General features: G+C 44.3%; 15 protein-coding genes. 3 read left to right on the plus strand and 12 right to left on the minus strand.

Features of this window, described 5'->3' with window-relative positions:
- Positions 1–70 precede the first annotated feature (70 nt).
- The 5 genes from secF to queA form a co-directional block, all read right to left on the minus strand.
- On the minus strand, positions 71–1,018 hold the full coding sequence (secF, locus tag OCV11_RS13425; protein ID WP_261893452.1) for a protein translocase subunit SecF: 948 nt from the start codon (positions 1,016–1,018) through the stop codon (positions 71–73).
- A gap of 14 nt (positions 1,019–1,032) precedes the next feature.
- Positions 1,033–2,886, minus strand: a complete 1,854-nt coding sequence (gene secD, locus OCV11_RS13430; protein WP_261893454.1) for a protein translocase subunit SecD — start codon at positions 2,884–2,886, stop codon at positions 1,033–1,035.
- A 21-nt stretch (positions 2,887–2,907) separates the two neighbouring features.
- Positions 2,908–3,246 carry a preprotein translocase subunit YajC gene (yajC, locus tag OCV11_RS13435; RefSeq protein ID WP_068714755.1) on the minus strand — a complete coding sequence of 113 codons (339 nt, stop codon included), beginning with the start codon at positions 3,244–3,246 and terminating at the stop codon, positions 2,908–2,910.
- Between the two features lie 100 nt (positions 3,247–3,346).
- Positions 3,347–4,486 carry a tRNA guanosine(34) transglycosylase Tgt gene (gene tgt / locus OCV11_RS13440; RefSeq protein WP_261893457.1) on the minus strand — a complete coding sequence of 380 codons (1,140 nt, stop codon included), beginning with the start codon at positions 4,484–4,486 and terminating at the stop codon, positions 3,347–3,349.
- A gap of 106 nt (positions 4,487–4,592) precedes the next feature.
- Positions 4,593–5,645 carry a tRNA preQ1(34) S-adenosylmethionine ribosyltransferase-isomerase QueA gene (gene queA, locus OCV11_RS13445; protein WP_261893458.1) on the minus strand — a complete coding sequence of 351 codons (1,053 nt, stop codon included), beginning with the start codon at positions 5,643–5,645 and terminating at the stop codon, positions 4,593–4,595.
- 337 nt (positions 5,646–5,982) lie between these two features.
- Here queA and OCV11_RS13450 point away from each other — a divergent pair, with 337 nt between their 5' ends.
- Positions 5,983–6,438, plus strand: coding sequence for a CBS domain-containing protein (locus OCV11_RS13450; protein ID WP_261893460.1), 456 nt, complete (start codon positions 5,983–5,985; stop codon positions 6,436–6,438).
- A gap of 210 nt (positions 6,439–6,648) precedes the next feature.
- Here the strand turns inward: OCV11_RS13450 and aceA are convergent, their stop codons facing one another.
- From aceA to OCV11_RS13465, 3 genes are all read right to left on the minus strand, one after another.
- Complete coding sequence (aceA, locus tag OCV11_RS13455; RefSeq protein WP_261893461.1) at positions 6,649–7,959, minus strand: isocitrate lyase; 1,311 nt, start codon at positions 7,957–7,959, stop codon at positions 6,649–6,651.
- A gap of 101 nt (positions 7,960–8,060) precedes the next feature.
- A complete protein-coding gene (gene aceB, locus OCV11_RS13460; RefSeq protein ID WP_261893462.1) occupies positions 8,061–9,683 on the minus strand; it encodes a malate synthase A in 1,623 nt (540 codons plus the stop codon).
- 574 nt (positions 9,684–10,257) lie between these two features.
- Positions 10,258–11,163 (minus strand): hydrogen peroxide-inducible genes activator, encoded by a 906-nt coding sequence (locus OCV11_RS13465; protein ID WP_261893463.1) that lies wholly within the window; start codon positions 11,161–11,163, stop codon positions 10,258–10,260.
- A gap of 197 nt (positions 11,164–11,360) precedes the next feature.
- Between OCV11_RS13465 and OCV11_RS13470 the strand changes: the two genes are divergently transcribed.
- On the plus strand, positions 11,361–11,975 hold the full coding sequence (locus tag OCV11_RS13470) for a peroxiredoxin (RefSeq protein ID WP_261893465.1): 615 nt from the start codon (positions 11,361–11,363) through the stop codon (positions 11,973–11,975).
- Between the two features lie 169 nt (positions 11,976–12,144).
- Positions 12,145–12,894, plus strand: a complete 750-nt coding sequence (locus OCV11_RS13475; protein ID WP_261893466.1) for a copper homeostasis protein CutC — start codon at positions 12,145–12,147, stop codon at positions 12,892–12,894.
- Here the strand turns inward: OCV11_RS13475 and phoU are convergent.
- The 4 genes from phoU to OCV11_RS13495 are packed head-to-tail and all read right to left on the minus strand — an operon-like array spanning position 12,891 to position 18,294.
- Complete coding sequence (phoU, locus tag OCV11_RS13480) at positions 12,891–13,589, minus strand: phosphate signaling complex protein PhoU (protein WP_261893468.1); 699 nt, start codon at positions 13,587–13,589, stop codon at positions 12,891–12,893. The genes OCV11_RS13475 and phoU overlap by 4 nt on opposite strands.
- Positions 13,590–13,616: 27 nt before the next feature.
- Complete coding sequence (gene pstB, locus OCV11_RS13485) at positions 13,617–14,438, minus strand: phosphate ABC transporter ATP-binding protein PstB (protein ID WP_261893469.1); 822 nt, start codon at positions 14,436–14,438, stop codon at positions 13,617–13,619.
- Positions 14,439–14,440: 2 nt separating this feature from the next.
- Positions 14,441–16,093 (minus strand): phosphate ABC transporter permease PstA, encoded by a 1,653-nt coding sequence (gene pstA / locus OCV11_RS13490; RefSeq protein WP_261893470.1) that lies wholly within the window; start codon positions 16,091–16,093, stop codon positions 14,441–14,443.
- A gap of 11 nt (positions 16,094–16,104) precedes the next feature.
- Positions 16,105–18,294, minus strand: a complete 2,190-nt coding sequence (locus OCV11_RS13495) for an ABC transporter permease subunit (RefSeq protein WP_261893471.1) — start codon at positions 18,292–18,294, stop codon at positions 16,105–16,107.
- Between the last annotated feature and the right edge of the window lie 174 nt (positions 18,295–18,468).

Raw genomic sequence — 18,468 nt, forward strand, 5'->3', positions numbered from 1 at the left:
CCCTTTTAGATAATGGATGACAATTATAGTTATATAAAAAAAGCCACTGCATGCAGTGGCTTTTTTTCATTTATGGGCGACTTTCTAAGTCGGCGCCCTCTTTTTCGACTTTCACCGGCATCAAGTGCTCTTTGGTGATTCCGAGCTTCAAGGCCAAGGCCGAAGCAACGTAAATCGATGAGTAGGTACCAACCGTAATACCCAACAGCAATGCAGCAGCAAAGCCATGAATCATTGCGCCACCTTCAACAAACAGCGCAATAACCACAAACAGCGTAGTACCTGAAGTAATCAGAGTACGGCTTAGAGTTTGTGTAATCGAGGTGTTCATGATTTCCGCAGGCTCACCTTTACGAAGCTTACGGAAGTTTTCACGAATACGGTCAAATACCACGATAGTATCGTTCAATGAGTAACCCACCACCGTGAGCAGCGCAGCAACAATAGTCAAATCGACTTCGATCTGCATGAACGAAAATACACCGATAGTAATGATAACGTCGTGCGCCAATGACATAACTGCACCAGCAGCTAAACGCCATTCGAAACGAGCAGATACGTAGATAAGAATACAGATCAAGGAAACCAAAATAGCTAGGCCACCGTTTTCTGCCAACTCACCACCTACGTTAGGTCCAACAAACTCAATACGACGCATTTGAACGTCTTTACCCGTTCCTTCTTTGATCGCACCGATGATTTGGTTACCAAGCACTTCGCCTTTCACGTTATCGCGTGGACGCAAACGCACCATGACTTCACGTGCAGAACCAAAGTTTTGCACCGTTGCATCATCAAAGCCTTTCGCTGTAAGTGAAGTACGAACTTCATCGAGGTTAGCTGCTTGATCGAAACTCACTTCAATCAATGTGCCCCCGGTAAAGTCAAGACCCCAGTTCAAGCCTTTCATGCTAATCACCACAATAGAAGCAATGATCATCAAGCTTGAAAGAACGAAGGCGTATTTAGACCGACTCATAAAGTCGATCATTTTTCCTGGTTTAAGAATTTGAAACATTGTGATTCCTAACCTTAGATCGACAATTTCTTGATACGTTTACCACCGTACAGTAAGTTCACGATACAACGTGTACCCACAATAGCGGTAAACATGGAGGTTAAGATACCGATCGACAATGTCACGGCAAAACCTTTAATCGCACCTGTACCGACAGCGAACAAAATAATCGCAGTGATCAAGGTGGTGATGTTGGCATCGGCGATAGTACTAAATGCGTTAGCATAGCCTTGGTGAATCGCTTGTTGAGGGTTACGTCCCTCAGCAATCTCTTCACGAATACGTTCGAATATCAACACGTTGGCGTCGACCGCCATACCCACTGTCAATACGATGCCGGCAATACCTGGCAAGGTCATCGTTGCACCTGGAATCAATGACATCACACCGATGATCAATACCAAGTTCGCCATAAGAGCGATATCAGCAATCAAACCAAATTTACGGTAGTAAACAAAGGTAAACAACATAACGGCGATTAGGCCCCATACACAGGCTTGAACACCCATGTCGATGTTTTGTTGTCCCATTGATGGGCCGATGGTACGTTCTTCAACGATTGAGATAGGCGCAATCAATGCACCGGCACGTAATAGCAGAGCTAAGTTGTGCGCTTCAGATACCGAATTAATCCCTGTAATACGGAAGTTGCTACCCAATGCAGATTGAATGGTGGCTTGGTTGATGACTTCTTCGTGTTTTTCCAAAATCACATTGCCAGCTGGAGTTTTCTTACCACTGTCTTTGTATTCAGCAAACACGGTTGCCATTAGCTTACCGATGTTTTTCTTAGAAAACGCAGCCATCTTGCTACCACCTTCACTATCCAGTGAGATGTTTACTTGAGGGCGACCATATTCATCCGTGCTTGAGCTTGCATCAGTGATGCTAGCGCCATTGAGGATAATGCGTTTTTTGAGAACCACAGGCCGGTTGTTGCGGTCAAACTTCACTTCGCTACCAGCAGGAGCACGTCCAGCTGCCGCAGCGGCTAAATCTGCACTCTCATCCACTTCACGAAACTCAAGTGTCGCAGTCGCACCCAAAATTTCTTTAGCGCGAGCAGTATCTTGCACACCTGGCAGTTCCACTACGATACGTGTCGCACCTTGACGTTGAACCAATGGTTCAGCTACGCCCAGCTCGTTAACACGATTACGTAAGATAGTGATGTTTTGTTCTACTGCGTAATTACGAATCTCTTGCATGCGAGCTTCGGTAAAGGTAGCAGTTAGCACATAACGACCTTCTTCATCCGCCGGAGTAAATGTCATATCCGGATGTTTGCTGGTCAGCAATGTTTGTGCTTCGTCTAACTGTTCGTCATTACGTAAAGTGATTTCAACAGACTGTTTTTGAGCACGAACGGCACGATAACGAATTTTGCCTTCACGCAACTCGTTACGGAACGCATCTTCTTGTTGACCGACCAGTTTTTCCATCGCTGCATCCATGTCCACTTCCATTAGGAAATGCACACCGCCACGAAGGTCAAGACCTAGCTTCATTGGTGCAGCACCAATATCTTGGAGCCATTTAGGTGTGGATGGTGCGAGGTTCAGTGCTACGATCTTGTCTTTGCCAAGCGCTTCACTGATCACATCACGAGCAGTTAATTGAGTATCCGTATCTTTGAAACGAACCAGTACAGAGCCATTTTCAAGAGCAACGGATTTATGAGAAAGTTGCGCTGTATCGAGCGCTTTGGTGACAGAGTCCAGCGTTGACATATCAACAGAGGCGCCACGCGCCCCTGTAATCTGAATAGCCGGATCTTCACCGTATATATTTGGAAGTGCATAAATCGCTGCTACCAGAATAGCAAACAGCACCATTAAATACTTCCATAAAGGATAACGGTTTAGCACAGCGAGGATCCTTGAGCTGTCTTATAGAGATTTCAGTGTACCTTTAGGTAGCACTGCTGAAACGAAGTCTTTTTTGATTACTACTTCGTTGTTTGCATTCAGTTCGATCGCAATGTAGTCATTGTCGTCAGAGATTTTGCTGATTTTGCCAACAAAACCACCGCTAGTTAGCACTTCATCACCTTTGCTCATAGAAGACATTAGGTTTTTATGCTCTTTGGCGCGTTTTGCCTGTGGGCGATAAATCATGAAGTAGAAGATGACTGCAAACATGCCAAGCATGATGATCATGCTGAATTCACCGCCAGGTTGTTGCGCGGCACCTTCGCCTGCTGCATGCGCTACAGAAATTAGACTCATTGAGAAACGTCCTCTAAGTTATTGTTTGTTAAATCTGATTTTTAATTGGGCCAAATTGGACCAAATTCAAGCCTAGAGCCTCAATTGGTCCAACTTAAAATTACGCTTTGTCTTTTTGTAACGGTGGCACTTCGCGATCACGACGTGCGTAGAAGTCTGTTACAAACTGTTCAAAACGATCTTCATCAATTGCCTGACGGATACCCGCCATTAAGCGTTGATAGTAACGTAAGTTATGAATCGTGTTGAGACGTGCGCCAAGAATTTCGTTACAACGATCTAGATGGTGCAAATACGACTTCGAATAATTTTTGCAAGTGTAACAGTCACACTCAGGATCCAGTGGTGTTGTATCCGTTTTATGTGCCGCATTACGGATCTTGATCACACCTCCAGTCACAAATAGGTGGCCGTTGCGTGCATTTCGAGTCGGCATCACACAGTCAAACATGTCGATACCACGACGTACACCTTCAACTAAATCTTCCGGTTTGCCAACCCCCATTAAGTAACGAGGTTTGTCTTCTGGTAGTTGAGGACATGTATGTTCGAGAATACGGTGCATGTCATCTTTAGGTTCACCCACAGCCAAACCACCGACTGCGTAACCATCGAAACCGAGTTCGGTAAGACCTTTTACTGACACATCGCGCAAATCTTCGTAAACACTACCCTGAACGATGCCAAATAGCGAGTTTTGGTTATCCAGTTTTTCAAAATGATCACGTGAGCGTTTTGCCCAACGTAATGACATTTCCATCGATTTTTTGGCTTCATCGTGTGTTGCTGGATATGGAGTACATTCGTCAAAAATCATAACGATATCAGAACCTAAGTCTTTCTGAATCTCCATTGATTTTTCCGCATCCATAAAGATTTTTTCGCCGTTTACTGGGTTACGGAAATGTACCCCTTCTTCGGTGATTTTACGAATATCACCTAGGCTGAAAACTTGGAAGCCACCGGAATCGGTAAGAATCGGACCTTTCCAGTTCATAAAGTCATGCAGGTCACCGTGCAGTTTCATCACCTCTTGTCCAGGGCGAAGCCACAGGTGGAAAGTATTGCCGAGTAGGATTTCAGCACCAGTTTCTTTCACTTCTTCTGGTGTCATACCTTTAACCGTACCGTAGGTACCCACAGGCATAAATGCCGGAGTTTGCACGGTACCGCGTTCAAAAGTAATTTGACCACGACGGGCATTACCCTCTTTTTTCTTAAGTTCGAACTGTAATTTCACATAGCCTCCAATGTCAGAGAAACAGTCTGACGGGGTATCAGTCACTAAGTTTACAACCCTAGTCACTGGGTATTAATAAAGATAAAACAATTAGATAAACACAATATTATTGCGTTTTTTTGCTGATAAACATCGCATCGCCGTAACTAAAGAAGCGATATTTTTCAGCTACCGCATGGTGGTAAGCCGCCATGGTATGATCATAACCTGCGAAAGCGCTCACGAGCATAATCAATGTAGACTCTGGTAGATGGAAGTTGGTAATCAAACAATCCACCAATTGATACTCATATCCAGGGTAGATAAAAATCTCAGTATCACCAAAGAACGGAACCAATTCAGTGCCTTTTTTCAATGCATCTTGCGCTGCGCTCTCTAATGAACGAACGGAAGTCGTACCCACCGCAATAATGCGACCACCACGAGCTCGTGTTGCTTGAATCGCGTCAACGACTTCTTGTGGCACTTCAACATATTCCGAATGCATATGATGATTTTCAACATCATCAACACGCACTGGTTGGAATGTACCTGCACCCACATGCAAAGTCACATAAGCGAACTCAACACCTTTTGCTTTGATTTGCTCAAGCAACGGATTATCAAAGTGTAATCCAGCGGTAGGAGCAGCCACTGCACCTGGTTTCTTGTTATAAACCGTTTGGTAACGCTCTTTGTCCGCATCTTCATCAGGACGGTCGATATACGGAGGTAACGGCATATGTCCGATGGTATTGAGGATATCTAGCACGGCGGTTGCCGAGGTAAAACGAATTTCAAACAGTGCATCGTGGCGAGCCACCATTTCCGCTTGAAACTCATCGTTTTCACCTAGGAACAATTCGGTACCTGGTTTTGGCGGTTTTGAACAGCGAACATGAGCCAAAATAGAGTGCTCATCAAGCATACGTTCAACTAGTACTTCTAGCTTACCGCCTGAGGCTTTACGGCCAAACATACGAGCAGGGATAACGCGAGTATTGTTAAATACCAGCAGATCTCCTGGCTGAACGATTTCAAGGACATCTTTAAACGTTCTATCCGTCAATTCACCGCTGTTGCCATTGAGCTGCAGCAGACGACTGGCGGTTCGTTCTGTTTTTGGATAACGAGCAATAAGCTCATCGGGAAGTTCAAAATTAAAATCTGAAACGTGCATGACTTCTGATTCTTTATTGAGTGAATTTGTGCGATGGTAATTTCGCGGCGCGCTAGTATATACCGATAGCCAGATGACTTCAAAACGCCAACTACCTTGTGGCAACATATCATTCAAACGACACGTCGTAGCGATTTGTTATCAAGTTCTACAACTCTTTTCTTTCCTGAAAAATTTGTCATATTACTTGGTTAGATAGACTCACTGCTTAGAGCAACAAAATGTGCCATTTCCTACTTTTGTCACGCCTCATCACCACAAAAAACGATTCACATCTCACTCTATCTTGAGCAAAAAAACTATAGTCTGATCATTCAATGGGCAATAGGAGATGGCCATGATTAAAGTGGAAGATATGATGACTCGCAACCCACATACGTTGCTGCGTACCCACACTCTGTCCGATGCTAAAAGCATGATGAAAGCGCTTGATATCCGCCATATCCCAATTGTTGATGCCAATAGACAATTGCTTGGCGTAGTGTCACAACGCGATATTTTGGCAGCGCAAGAATCGAGCTTGCATCATGTTCCGGATGATTTGTCTTATACCGCAGACACACCGCTGTATGAAGTGATGCATGAGCATGTGATGAGTGTAGCGCCTCAAGCAGGACTCAAAGAGAGTGCGCTGTATATGCAAAAACATAAGGTGGGATGCTTACCTGTGGTCAGTAAAGGTCAATTGGTCGGCATCATTACCGAAACCGACTTTATTGCCATTGCGATTACTCTACTGGAGCTACAAGAAGAATCAGAACCTGACGAGTACGATGAAGAAGAGGATGATTAATCACTAGCTCAAGTGATTAAGGTAAAAATTGAGGCCATATTGGTCGTGGTGACGCCTGTGTCTAAAAAGCCATATTGGACTTTAGACTGTCTCCGTGATGTCATCACAATAGAAAAAAAGGAGCGGCTCACGCCGCTCAAAAGGATATGATACAAAGGTATCGAACATATAAGGAATAAGATAACAAAAGATCAGTGGAGTCGGTTTAGGCTAGAACTGGTCTTCTTCAGTCGAGCCTTTCAATGCCGTTACCGACGAGTTTCCACCTTGAATAGTGTTGGTCACTTTATCAAAGTAGCCAGTCCCCACTTCTTGTTGGTGTGCCACGAAGGTATAGCCTTTTTCTGCCGCAGCGAACTCTTTACGCTGCACCATTTCAACATAGTGACGCATACCTTCACCTTGAGCATAAGCATGTGCCAATTCAAACATGTTAAACCACATGTTATGAATGCCTGCCAGCGTAATAAATTGGTACTTGTACCCCATATCAGACAATGCTTGTTGGAACTCAGCAATCGTCTTGGCATCAAGGTTTTTCTCCCAGTTAAACGATGGAGAACAGTTATACGCCAATAGTTGGTCTGGGTATTCTGCCAAAATAGCTTCAGCAAACTTACGTGCTTCTTCTAGGCAAGGTTTTGCTGTTTCACACCACACAAGGTCTGCATAAGGTGCGTAAGCTAGGCCACGCGAAATGGCTTGATCAATACCCGCTTTAACACGGAAGAAACCTTCAGAGGTACGCTCGCCAGAGAGGAAGTCTTTGTCATATGGGTCACAATCCGAGGTCAACAAGTCAGCCGCGTTTGCGTCTGTCCGTGCAATGACCAGTGTCGTCGTGCCTGCAACGTCTGCTGCCAAACGTGCAGCAACTAACTTCTGAACCGCCTCTTGGGTTGGAACAAGGACTTTACCTCCCATATGTCCACATTTTTTCACAGAAGCTAATTGGTCTTCAAAGTGAACACCAGCAGCCCCCGCTTCAATCATTGATTTCATCAGCTCATAAGCATTCAGTACGCCACCAAAGCCGGCTTCTGCATCCGCCACGATAGGTAGGAAGTAATCAATGCCACCTTCATCAGTCGGTGACTTACCATTAGTCCATTGAATTTGGTCAGCACGACGGAATGAGTTATTGATGCGGCGCACCACAGCAGGTACGGAGTCAACAGGATAGAGAGATTGGTCTGGGTACATGGTTGAGGCAGTATTGTTATCCGCAGCCACTTGCCAACCTGATAGATAAATTGCTTCGATGCCAGCTTTGGCCTGTTGCACCGCTTGCCCACCAGTCAACGCGCCAAGACAGTTAACATACCCTTTTTTGGCGCTACCATTGACCAACGACCATAGTTTATCAGCTCCGCGCTGAGCAATAGTGTTGGCAGGAAGCAAAGAACCTCTTAGGTTCACTACTTCTTCAGCAGTGTAGGTACGTTTCACATTTTTCCAGCGTGGATTGGTTGCCCAATCTTTTTCCAAGGCTTCGATTTGTTGACGACGAGTCAATGTCATGGTCTTTCCCTCTATTATGTGCGCTATGAAGCGCTTCATTGTCCTCTACCGCAGTGACCCTTGGCGGAGGTTTCCTGTTTCACGTTCTTTGGCTGTTTGGTTTACGACAAGTAGTCGTATCCCGGAATCGTTAAGAAATTTGGTAATTCGTCACTAGTTGTGATTCGTTCCATCAAGTCAGCTGCCTCAGCAAAACGCCCTTGAGTAAAACGCTCATTTCCGACTTCCGTTTTGACAACTTCAATCTCTTGCTTGAGATACTCTCTAAACAGGTCTTTAGAGACCACTTTGCCGTTATCAAGAGTTTTACCGTGTTGAATCCATTGCCAAATTGACGCTCGAGAAATTTCGGCAGTCGCGGCATCTTCCATCAAACCGTAAATTGGCACACACCCATTACCCGAGATCCACGCTTCGATGTATTGCAGGGCAACACGAATATTGTGACGCATACCCTTTTCAGTTCGTTCACCATCACATGGTTGAAGAAGATCTTTGGCGGTGATGGGCGCATCAGACATACGTGATACATCCAGCTGGTTTTTACGCCCCGCAAGCACTTCATCAAATACAGCCATGGCTGTATCAGCAAGTCCTGGGTGCGCAACCCAAGTGCCATCGTGGCCATTGGTGGCTTCAAGACGTTTATCACGTTGAATTTTCTCTAATACTGCCGCATTTTCTTGGGGATCTTTTGCTGGAATGAAGGCCGCCATGCCTCCCATCGCAAACGCTCCACGGCGATGACAGGTATAGATAAGCAGACGCGAGTAAGCATTAAGGAACGACTTATCCATGGTCACGACTTGGCGATCGGGCAGTACGCGATCGGAGTGCTTTTTCAACGTTTTGATATAGCTAAAGATATAATCCCAACGTCCACAATTCAGTCCAACGATGTGTTCTTTGAGTGAAAACAGAATTTCATCCATCTGGAATACCGCAGGCAAAGTCTCGATCAGCACCGTTGCTTTGATCGTTCCAGTATGTAAACCGAAATACTCTTCCGTGAAATGGAATACATCGCTCCACCATTTCGCTTCGTGGTACGACTGCAGTTTAGGCAAGTAAAAATAAGGGCCGCTGCCTTTGGCTAATAAAGCTTTATGGTTATTGAAGAAATACAACGCAAAATCAAATAAACACCCAGGAATAATTTTTTCTGCATAGTGAACGTGTTTTTCAGGCAAATGAAGACCACGCACTCGACAGATGAGTACCGCAGGGTTTTGTTTTAATTCATAAACTTTGCCGTTATCTGGATTGGTATAACTGATGGTTCCAGTAATCGCATCACGCAAATTAATCTGCCCATCTAAAACCTTATCCCACGCTGGCGACATTGAGTCTTCAAAATCCGCCATAAAAACTTTTACGTTAGCGTTAAGAGCGTTAATCACCATTTTACGGTCGGTAGGACCCGTAATTTCAACACGGCGGTCTTGCAGATCATTAGGGATACCCATGATTTTCCAACTGCCTTCGCGAATATCGACGGTGTCTTGTAAAAAATCGGGCAATTTGCCTTGATCTATTTGCGTTTGAAATACAGTGCGTTGTTTTAACAACTCGTCTAAACGTGGGGCAAATTTCTGGCACAAAGCGGCAAGAAAAACCTGCGCAGGCTCGGGAAATATCTGTTCATGTGTCTCGCTTAGTGCACCAACAATCTTAAGTTGTTCGTTAATTTGAGTCGGGTTAGTTTCGCGTGTTTCTGCCAACATATTCCATCCTTAAAGTTAACCAAAATCACATTTGTAATTTTAGAACTACAAAATTCCATTTAAATTTTGAGAAGGGCTTAACATTTAATATTATTTTCAACCAACAACATTTAACTTTCACTTATCGCCAGCATCTCTTCAACGCCTTTAAAATTAACCCACAACCAAGATTAAATAAAGACTCAACAAGAGCAAAAATACAACTTTGAAGTTTTATTCCGATCAGTAACTTGCACTATTTACGAGTTAATATTTGTAATTACTTACGTAATTAAATTACACATTAAAACACGAATTTAACGTGCTAATAAAAAGATGAAATGGGGAAATATGAGGATATGGAGAATTGATTTTGCTAACAATTTAATAACGAACGTAAACCTAGCACTCAAAGAAACTGATTGCACATCTGTAAAATTGACAGTGTTAACATTGCCGATTTTATGAAAGCTTCATCCAGTAAAAGCTGTAAAATTTTACAATAAAAAAATCACTATCAGAGTTAAATGCTACCAATGCGGATATTTAATAGTTAAAAAAACTAGCATTGGTAGCAAAAGATAACATAGCCACACTAAAGTAGCTCACTGACCACCTCAGCTAACTGGCTAAATGTGGCCGTTCGAGATGAGCTTGGGCGCCAAACCAGACCAATATTTCGATAAGCCTGCTGACCAGGCGGATCAACCACCAACAAATTTTGATTGTCTAGCAAGCCGTGATCTATTGCCATTTGCGGGATAAATGTCGTGCCAAGACCATTAGCGACCATTTGCACTAAGGTGTGCAGACTAGTGGCGGTAAATGGATTAATCTTCTCTTTATCGGTTAACTTACAGGCTGAAACAGCATGCTCTGTTAAACAGTGCTCATTCTCTAGCAGAAATACCGATTGATCGGGCAGATCTGCGTATTTAATGGGCACGCGAATAGAATTGGCTTGATTGCGACTGATCACCATCCTAAATGGGTCTTGACCAACCACTTGGCTTTCCATTTCACCGATATCGACCGGAAGGGCTAACACCAATACGTCTAGCTCACCAGAACGTAAAGCAGTCAACAAATTCGCTGTCGTATCTTCTCGCAGCAATAAATGCAGTTTAGGAAAGCGAATGTTGATCTCTTGTACTAGGTCACCAAGCAAGAATGGCGCTATGGTAGGAATACATCCCAACTTAAGCTGCCCTTCCATGACGCCACCATGGCAAAGCTTGCCCAGTTCAACTAAGTCTTGCCCTTTAGCAAGCAACTCACGACCTTGCTTAACCACGGCTTCGCCTGCTTGGGTAAATACTAATGGGCTTTTCTTATCTTTTTTTTCGTAAAGTGCACAGCCGATGAGCTCTTCAAGGTTCTGAATACCTTTACTTAGCGTCGACTGACTAACAAAACATCGCTCAGCAGCTTCACTAAAATGCCTAGTTTCATGTAAGGTAACTAGGTAATGTAGCTGCTTTAAGCTGGGCCATTTATTCATAGTTTATGTCGCTCTTACTCTTATCATCGCTTCTCTTTCTATAGAGAGTCTATCATCGCTTTTTTCGATTAACACAATCTATTTTATTCGCTTTTTTCTATCCTACTCTTTGTACTATAGTTTGTCTTGTAGTTACACGGAATGAGTCATTTCAACCCTATATGACTCAGCAAAAACTAAATTATTAGGAGCAAAAAATGGTACTAGTAGGTCGCAAAGCCCCTGACTTTACTGCTGGAGCTGTTCTAGGCAACGGTGAAATCGTTGACAACTTTAACCTTTTCGAACACATCAAAGGTAAAAAAGCAGTTGTCTTTTTCTACCCACTAGACTTCACTTTCGTTTGCCCATCAGAAATCATCGCATTCGACAAACGTCTTGCTGACTTCCAAGAAAAAGGCTGTGAAGTAATCGGTGTTTCTATCGATTCAGTATTCTCACACAACGCATGGCGTAATACTGCTGTAAACAAAGGCGGTATCGGTGAAGTGAAATACACTCTAGTTGCAGACACAACTCACGAAGTTGTTAACGCATACGACGTAGTTGATCCAAACGGCCCTGGAATTGCACTTCGCGGTTCATTCCTAATCGATGAAGAAGGTATTGTTCGTCACCAAGTGATCAACGATGGTCCTCTAGGTCGTAACATCGACGAAATGCTACGTATGGTTGACGCACTAGCGTTCCACCAAGAGCACGGCGAAGTATGTCCTGCACAATGGGAAAAAGGTAAATCTGGTATGAAAGCGTCTCCAGACGGTGTTGCTTCTTACCTAACTGAACACACTTCAGACCTAGATAAAAAATAAGCATAATTCGTAGCCCGCGCTCAACACGGGTCGATGGTTGGAATATAGAGCATTAAAGCCATACCAATCAGTTACGAAGTAAAGTCTTATCAAATCCCGATACTCTTGAGTATCGGGATTTTTTGTTATTGAATAGACCTAAGCTATTTATCCCATTCTAGGAATCCCAATGAAATACCAAATGGAAGTGTGTATTGATAACATCGAATCACTGACTAATGCGATGCAAGGTGGAGCGACCCGCATTGAGCTTTGTTCTTCTCTGGCTTTAGGGGGATTAACACCCAGCTGGGGATTGATGCGCAGTGCTAGCGAATTTAGTGTCATTCCTGTTTTCGCGATGATTCGACCAAGACAAGGGGATTTTCTCTACCTACCGGCAGAAATCGACCAAATGATGTGGGATATCGAAATTGCTGCGCAGGCAGGCTTGCAAGGAGTGGTATTTGGGGTATTAACCGCTAATGGAGATGTAGACAAAGAGGCGACCCAAAAGCTCACCTCTCATGCTCATGCTCTCAATTTACAAGTGACCTATCACAGAGCCATCGACCAGTGCCGAGATTATCATCAAGCCATTGAAACTTTGCTTGAAATTGGTGTTAATCGTGTGCTTACTTCAGGTACCGCGACATCAGCCGAACAAGGGTGTGACGTCATCGCCAAAATGGTCGAACAAGTTCAAGATAACATGGTCATCATGGCTGGTGCTGGCGTAAACGCGAACAACGTGACAAAAATAGTGACTCAAACCGGAGTCAATGAAGTTCACCTATCGGGGAAGACGGTACGCCCAAGTGGCATGAAGTTAGCGCAGCATCAAGCTCGAATGGGCAATGCTGATTGTGATGATTTCAGCATTCCCATTACCAGTATCAGCGCACTTGAAGCGGTGGCAAAACAACTTAAAACGCTTTAACGAATCGCATCATCTATCGACTGATCGCCGATATGGCGCACATCTTTACCTTTCACAAAATAGATGATGTATTCACAAATATTTTGGCAACGATCGCCAATTCGCTCAATGGCTCGCGCTGACCACATGACCTGTAAAATATGAGGAATGTTTTTCGGGTCTTCCATCATATAAGTCATGAGTTGGCGAATCACTGCATCAACTTCGTTATCTAAAGAATCATCCAGCTTATAAATCTGGGCGGCGGCTTCTACATCCATCCGCGCAAAGGCATCCAGCACCTGATGTAACATTGAAATCGCAGAGCGGCACAAAGGTTCTAATGAGACCTGAAATTGGCGCTCTCGAGTCGATGGACTTTCGATAACCACAAACGCCATTTTGGTTGCCACATCACCAATACGTTCAAGATCGGTAATGGTCTTGATGATCGCCATGATTAAGCGCAAATCTTTCGCCGTCGGTTGGCGCTTAGCAATAATGCGCGTGCACGCCTCATCAATTGAGACTTCCATTGAGTTCACTTTATGATCGTCTTCGACCACTTTACGTGCCAACTCAACATCATCTGTATGTAATGCATGCATTGCGTAAGAGAGCTGCTGTTCAACCAGTCCACCCATGGTTAATACATGAGTTCGAATAGCTTCTAGCTCGGTATTAAATTGACCAGAGATATGACGACCTAGCTGCATAATATATCCTTAAATACAGACAATAAATTAACCATAGCGACCTGTAATATAATCCTCGGTTTGTTTTTTTGATGGTGATGTGAAGATGGAATCCGTATCCGAGTATTCAATCAATTTTCCCATATGAATAAAGGCAGTATAGTCACTAACCCGCGCTGCCTGCTGCATATTATGTGTCACGATCACCACAGTATATTGGGTTTTCAAATCGTGAATAAGTTCCTCAATGGTGAGCGTGGAAATAGGATCCAGCGCCGATGTTGGCTCATCGAGTAACAAAATCTCTGGTTCAATCGCAATCGCACGAGCAATCACTAAACGCTGCTGCTGACCTCCAGATAGACCAAATGCATTTTCGTGTAAGCGATGTTTCACTTCATCCCACAACGCTGCCGCTTTGAGCGCAGCTTCAGCAGCATCGTCTAAAGTCCGACTATTTTTTACCCCTTGCAGACGTAAACCATAAACCACGTTTTCATAAATCGATTTAGGAAATGGGTTAGGACGCTGAAACACCATTCCGACTCGACGACGCAATGCTGCTACATCAACGTCACGTTGATAGATATTTTTCCCATGCAGTCGCACTTCCCCCTCAATATGACACCCCTCAACAAGGTCGTTCATACGATTGATGCAACGCAGTAACGTTGACTTACCACAACCGGACGGGCCGATAAAAGAAGTCACTTTGCCTCTGGGTATGCGCATCGTAATGTCGGTTAACGCTCGTTGATTGTGCTGATAGAGAAGACTTAACTTTTCTATCGCGATTGCTGTCTGCGCATCCGACAAATTGTGTACATCCAATGGAGGGGCATAACCCAACGTTTGGTTAACAGAGAGCATAATTAATCTTGTCCTAATGTCCGATATTTTTCGCGCAAATTGTTTCGAATACTGATAGCCGTTAAGTTCAGCAACACAATCACCATGACGAGCAAAAACGCTGTCGCATACACTAATGGGCGAGCCGCTTCGATATTGGTGGTTTGAAAACCCAAGTCGTAAATATGAAAACCTAAATGCATGAACTTACGTTCTAAATGAAGATAGGGAAACTGATTATCGACCGGGAGATTAGATGCTAACTTCACTACCCCCACCAGCATCAACGGAGCCACTTCACCAGCCGCCCTTGCAATAGCAAGAATCAATCCTGTAATCATAGCAGGGCTTGCCATAGGCAAAACAATGCGCCAAACCGTTTCGAACTGAGTTGCTCCAAGTGCCAAAGAGCCATGACGAATTGAGTTAGGAATACGGGTTAACCCCTCTTCCGTTGCCACAATCACCACCGGCAGCGTCAATACCGCGAGAGTTAATGCCGACCAAAGCAACCCCGGCGTCCCAAAAGTTGGGGTTGGCAGATTCTCAGCAAAGAACCACTTATCTATCGTGCCACCAATCGTATAGACAAAAAATCCAAGGCCAAAAACACCATACACAATCGATGGCACACCAGCTAAGTTAATCACAGCCACGCGGATTAAACGAGTAAAGGCATTATCTTTAGCGTATTCGTGCAGATAAACTGCAGCAATAATCCCAAGCGGCATCACCACAATCGACATCAGTAACACTAAGAGTACGGTTCCAAAGATAGCTGGGAATACGCCACCCTCAGAGTTAGATTCACGAGGATCATCGGATAAAAATAGCCAAACTCCATGTGCCCAATGCACAATTTTCTCACTCAACGACATCTGGTTGGGATACCAAAATCGCAAAATTTGGCCAATAGGTAACTGGACTTGCTCACCTGACATATCTTCCATAATCAGTGCTTGCTTACCCAGTTTGTCGCGCAAATCATCAATGTCTTGTTCGGTAAGAGCCAATTCATTATCGAGCTGATTTTTCTCTAATTCATATTCAGTAAGATACTTTTTAGTCACCTGACCATTGAGCTCTTTACGCCGTTTTTCATGTTGTAACTGTTCCACTTGGTGACCAAGCATGGCCACTTTATCCGTGATCAACAGATGAATTTGCTGACGGATACTCTCGGCTTGCTCAATTCCCATCGCAACAGCAGCATCAACATCTTTTGCGTGCGAGCCATCTTGCAGCACATACCCCACAGGACGACCGTAAAACTGACCATTGCGCTCTCTATCAACCACAGCCCAATCTTTAGGCTGAGTTTTATCTTTTAGATGAATATCCAAAATGGAGATAAAATCAGAGGTATTGCGCTCACGGTTGGCAATCTTCACACTCAAGCGAGCAATACTGCCCCGCTCTATCTGCTCTTGGGTTAATGGCAGATCCAAGCTATGTAAATGGCTTAATGGCACCCACTCTTGGTCATAGAGCTGCCCCACTAAACGAGCCCCTTGATCCGTTTGCCACATGTAAAGCGGTGCAGGCCAAAAATAGGTCAATCCCTTCCAGCCAATAAAGAGCATCAAGCCTAATACCGACAGTAAACTGATACTGACTGCACCTCCGGTAAGCCAAATCCAAGGAGAGCCAGACTTAATCCAACTTGATAGTCTCATTCTTTCCTCGCTTACAATGCTCGATATTTTTCACGGAGTCGTTGGCGTACCCATTCCGCAATAGAGTTCACGACAAACGTAAACGCAAATAGGATAAGCGCTGCCAAAAATAGAATGCGGAAATGAGAGCTGCCAACGGCTGATTCTGGCAACTCGACAGCAATGGTGGCAGACAAAGTGCGCATACCTTCGAAAATATTCCAATCCAAAATCGGTGTATTACCTGTCGCCATCAGCACAATCATGGTTTCGCCAACCGCTCGCCCTAGTCCCATCATGATCGCAGAAAAAATCCCAGGACTTGCCGTCAATAACACCACTCGTGTCAACGTCTGCCAAGGTGTAGCCCCCAGCGCAAGCGAGCCATCAGAGAGGTGTTTTGGCACCGAGAAAATGGCATCTTCAGCAATGGTAAATATGGTAGGAATCACAGCAAAACCCATCGCTAACCCCACCACCAGCGCATTACGTTGGTCAAAATCAATACCATGCTGCACAAGGAAAACTCGGACATCTCCACCAAACAGCGATGTTTCTATCTGCTGACTATGTGACATCACCAGCCATGTCACCAAAACCAATACCGGCATGAGAATTACGACGTGCAAACCATTAGGCACATAGCGCTTCCAATCATCGGGTAATAGGGTCCAAATAAGACCTGCAACAATGGTAGACAAAGGCAATATCACCATCAGACAAAGCACCGCCGTTAAATGACTTTCCACTAGTGGAGCCAACCATAATCCAGCTAGAAAGCCGATGATGACAGTGGGTAGCGCCTCCATCAATTCGATGGTCGGTTTCACCACTCGGCGTAGCTTGGGCGTCATAAAGTAAGCGGTATAAATGGCACCAAAGACAGCGATAGGTACGGCGAATAGCATGGCATAGGTCGCTGCTTTTAGCGTACCAAACGCAATGGGTACTAAACTGAATTTCGCTTCAAACTTGTCACTGGCTGAAGTCGACTGCCACACATATTGTGGTTCAGGATAATGCTCATACCAGACTTTTTGCCACAGAGCAGAGAAAGAAACCTCCGGATAATCGTTACTGATTTTAGCGAGGAACGCCTTTTTACCATCCCAAGTCACTATGAAACGCTCATTATCAGACATCGTCGCAATCAGCGGCGTTTGGTTTTCAATTTTCTTAGTTAAAACCGTTTTAGCGCTGGTCGTAAAATGATTTTGCACTACACCTTGAGCATGAAAACTGTAAAAGCCTTTGCGGTAAGTATCCGGTAATAAGAAACGAGTTCCCTTGGCTAATTGGAGAGTGCGAATCTGCTGTAACCGTCTCTCGCCCTCTTTTAGCACATCAAACCACTGACTGACTTGGTCGTTGTTGTAAGTCACTAATAGGGAGTAAGCACCCGCTAACAAATCAATGTTAGTAACCACTTGCCCTTGATGTGCCTCGCTAAGATCCACCAGTTCTCTTACAACAAACTGGTTGGCTTTACGTTCTGCCACCACCAACTCATTACGATCGCGGATATAAAGGGTTTGACCATCAGGAGTCATTAGCAGTTGATCCACATTATCTAACACTACGGGGAATCGGTATTGATAAGGCAACTGCGACTCGTTGAGCGTTCCCCAGTAAATCGTTAAAGAACCATCTTGGCGATAAGTGGCGACCGTTACTTCATCGTCATTAACAGCGAACGTAAATCGTTTTTCTGCACTACTTATCTCATTAAAAGAGTAATGATGCGTGACCAAAGCAGGTTTTAACTCTCGTCCCGCACTGGTAATCTTATAATTGAACTTTGGTTTGAACAGGGAGAAATGGTGGTTATTATCCAGAGTGGCGAACCATCCATAATCAACAGGCATACTCGCGATAAGTGCATCATCGGCAGATACTTTTTGGCTAAAAATCGCTGAATTAGCAGGTTGGCTTAATGACCAAAACTGCGCATTGCCTGCTGAAGAAAAGGTGAATAGTGCTTGACCGTAGTCATCAACGGCTAGTGCCTTTACTTGACTAACAGGTAACGAAGCACTCACTTGATTGGCTTCAAATTTTGCCCCACTAAATAGTGGCGTTACTACCATGGCAAGATAGACAAACATAAGGACTAAAGCCCCTAGAACTCCCACTCCACCACAAGTGACGGCAATACGAACCACTCGATCTTTCCATAATCGCTGCTGGTCCCTGTTGCTGAGTGAGAAATCAATATTTGCCATGAAGAACTCTAGTTAGAAAGCCTTGCTGAAATTGTATGTCGATTAGGTGACAATTTTATTACAACGGTTATTTAACCACCTGATAAAACAACAACTCTTCATATTGTGACATCATGTAATATAACTGTCATATAAAAACCCTAGTTTGCGAATGTTCAAATCGTTTATTCCAGT

Source organism: Vibrio porteresiae DSM 19223 (genome assembly GCF_024347055.1).
Lineage (GTDB): Bacteria > Pseudomonadota > Gammaproteobacteria > Enterobacterales > Vibrionaceae > Vibrio > Vibrio porteresiae.